Origin of the sequence: Pseudoduganella sp. RAF53_2 (genome assembly GCF_052113985.1) — a bacterium.
Taxonomy (GTDB): domain Bacteria; phylum Pseudomonadota; class Gammaproteobacteria; order Burkholderiales; family Burkholderiaceae_D; genus Rugamonas.
The window spans coordinates 1-3,024 of the sequence record NZ_JBFRDW010000699.1; the positions used below are offsets into that span (position 1 = coordinate 1).

At 60.4% G+C, this 3,024-nt stretch carries 2 protein-coding genes and 1 pseudogene; 2 read left to right on the forward strand and 1 reads right to left on the reverse strand.

Features of this window, described 5'->3' with window-relative positions:
• Positions 1-57 precede the first annotated feature (57 nt).
• Together AB4Z11_RS28025 and AB4Z11_RS28030 are read left to right on the forward strand one after the other, a co-directional pair.
• The gene (locus tag AB4Z11_RS28025; protein WP_442029110.1) at positions 58-1,587 is read left to right on the forward strand and encodes a helicase HerA-like C-terminal domain-containing protein; all 1,530 of its coding nucleotides are present in this window, start codon (positions 58-60) and stop codon (positions 1,585-1,587) included.
• A gap of 110 nt (positions 1,588-1,697) precedes the next feature.
• The gene (locus tag AB4Z11_RS28030) at positions 1,698-2,681 is read left to right on the forward strand and encodes a bile acid:sodium symporter family protein (RefSeq protein WP_442029111.1); all 984 of its coding nucleotides are present in this window, start codon (positions 1,698-1,700) and stop codon (positions 2,679-2,681) included.
• A 6-nt stretch (positions 2,682-2,687) separates the two neighbouring features.
• Here the strand turns inward: AB4Z11_RS28030 and AB4Z11_RS28035 are convergent.
• Positions 2,688-3,024 (reverse strand): annotated as a pseudogene (locus AB4Z11_RS28035) (hypothetical protein); the annotation flags it as partial.

Consider the following 3,024-nt stretch of genomic DNA (forward strand, 5'->3'; position numbering starts at 1 on the left):
CCCCAAGGTTTCTGTGATGTATGATTGGCATTCCGGCCACATCTATGGAATGCCATCATGTCGACTGCCCTGCCGATTGCGAAGGACACTGCCGCCAAGCCTGCGGTGACGCTTGAACTGCTGTCCAATCTGGTGAATCGCCATGGCTGCATCACCGGCGCTACCGGCACCGGCAAGACCGTTACGCTGCAGGTGATTGCGCAATCGCTGTCGAACATCGGCGTGCCGGTGTTTATGGCGGATGTGAAGGGTGACTTGTCCGGCCTCGCGAAACCCGGTGCAGCATCCGAGAAAATGAATAAGCGCCTGGAAGCGCTGGAGGAGCAGGCGCCGCAATGGTCCGCCTGCCCGACCACGTTCTGGGACGTCTTCGGCGAACAGGGCCACCCGGTGCGCGCGACGATTTCCGATCTCGGCCCCATTCTGCTGGCGCGCATGCTGAACCTGAACGACACCCAGGAAGGCGTGCTGCAACTGGTCTTCAAGATYGCCGACGACAACGGCTTACTCCTGCTCGACACCAAAGACCTTCGCGCCATGCTGCAGCACGTCGGCGACAATGCGGCCGATTACAAGACCAGCTACGGTAACGTTTCGGCGGCGTCCATCGGCGCCATTCAGCGCGGACTGCTGGCCATCGAGGAACAAGGCGGCGACAAGTTCTTCGGCGAGCCGATGCTGAATATCGACGACCTGCTGCAAACGGACACGCAAGGTAAAGGCGTGGTCAACATCCTCGCGGCGGATAAGCTGATGAACGCACCCCGTATCTATGCGGTGTTTCTGCTCTGGATGCTGTCCGAGCTGTTCGAGAACCTGCCCGAAGTGGGCGATCTCGATAAGCCCAAGCTGGTGTTCTTCTTCGACGAAGCCCACCTGCTGTTCGCCGAAGCGCCCAAGGCCCTGCTGCAAAAGATCGAACAGGTGGTGCGACTGATCCGCTCCAAAGGCGTCGGCGTGTTCTTCATCACCCAGAATCCGCTGGATATTCCGGACACGGTGCTCGGCCAGCTCGGCAACCGCGTCCAGCATGCCCTGCGCGCCTACACGCCGCGCGACCAGAAAGCAGTGAAGGCCGCAGCCGAAACCTTCCGGCCTAATCCCAAGCTGGATATCGGCCAGGTGATCGGCGAGCTAGGCGTGGGCGAGGCGCTGGTGTCCTTCCTCGATGAGAAAGGCACGCCGCGTATGGTCGAACGCGCCTTCATCCTGCCGCCCGCTTCCCAGATTGGGCCAATCACGCCGGACGAACGTAAGGCCGCTATGAGCAAGTCCGTTGTCGCCGGCATCTACGAAAAAACCGTCGACCGCGAATYGGCCTACGAAAAGCTGACCAATCGCACCGCCACCACGGCCCGCCGCGCGGACGAACCCGCGCCCGCGCCTGCCCAAGCGCCAAGCGGCAACGCCTCGGCCGACAACGGGAGCTCCATCTTCGGCGACGTCCTCGGTGGCATCTTCGGCAAGACCGGCAAACGCGACACCGCCGTGCAGGCCATGGTCAAATCCGCCGCCCGGAGCATCGGCTCCCAGGTCGGCCGCGAAATCATCCGCGGAGTCCTCGGCTCAATTCTCAAGAGCAGATGACCGTGAGAAGAAAGTACAAGGGAAAATAGAGGCTGACTTTCGCAGATTGGTTTGATCACTAAGCCCTGCCGGCGTCAGCGGGAAAAAAATCGCGCTGATAGAATGGGCGGATGTCTGCTATCTCATCTTTGCTCAAACGTCTTCTGCCAGACGGCTTTACCCTGGCGCTTCTGATCACCGTTGCCATTGCCACAATCTTGCCTTGCACAGGCGATGTGGCGGTGGGCTTCAGCCAGTTCACAGCTTTCGCCATCGGCGCCTTGTTCTTTTTGCACGGCGCGAAGTTGCCGCGCGAGGCGATCGTGGCGGGGTTGACGCACTGGCGTCYGCACCTGCTGGTGTTGTGCTGCACCTTCGTGATGTTCCCTTTGCTGGGACTGATTCTGAAGCCCGTCGCCCAGCCGATGATGACGCCGGAGCTTTACATGGGCATCCTCTTCCTGTGCATGCTGCCGTCGACGGTGCAATCGTCGATTGGTTTCACGTCCATGGCGCGCGGGAATGTAGCGGCTGCGGTGTGCAGCGCGTCGGCATCAAGCTTCCTTGGCATTTTCGTCACGCCGCTGCTGGTGGGAACCCTGGTGGTGAAAGGCACCGTTGCTGGGCGCAGCGCGATGGACACGGTGATGCCCATTGTTTATCAGCTGCTGCTCCCCTTCATTGCCGGACAGCTGCTGCGCCCCATCATCGGCAAGTGGGTCGACCGCAACAAGCCTTTGCTGAAATACGTGGACCAGGGCTCGATTCTGCTGGTGGTTTATACGGCTTTCAGTGAAGCCGTTTCTGAAGGGCTGTGGCACAAAGTGCCCTTGTCTTCGCTGGTTGCACTGCTGGTGGTGTGCTGTGTGCTGTTGGCGCTTGCGCTGACGCTGACCGCCTGGATCAGCAAACGTATGGGCTTCAGTCGCGAAGATGAAATCACGATCGTGTTCTGTGGCTCGAAAAAGAGCCTGGCCAGCGGCGTGCCGATGGCCAAGGTGCTGTTTGCTTCTTCCGCATCGCTGGGCATGATCATCCTGCCGCTGATGCTGTTCCATCAGATCCAGCTGATGGTGTGCGCCGTACTGGCGCAGCGCTTTGCGCGCCGCGCCTGACATTACTTACGCAATGGCGTGGTGGTCGACGAAGTGGCTATGATGGCCAATCAGCTGCACGTGGTCGTCGTGCACGATCTGGTCCAGCGCACCGCTCGACGCATTGGCAGTGCCGGCCACATTGGCGGTTGAAGCAACCGTGGTCGCAGCGGCCGTCGCGGCCAGCGCCGTGGTGCTCAATGTCACATTGTGATCGGTGAACTGCAGGATCTCGATATTGCTCAACTTATCGATACCCTCAGCGCCGCTGACGGTCCAGGTATTCGTCCCGGTGTGCACGATCGAATATGCGGAACTCGCGCCGTTGAAGACGGCCGTGTCAATACCACCGCCACCATTGAGC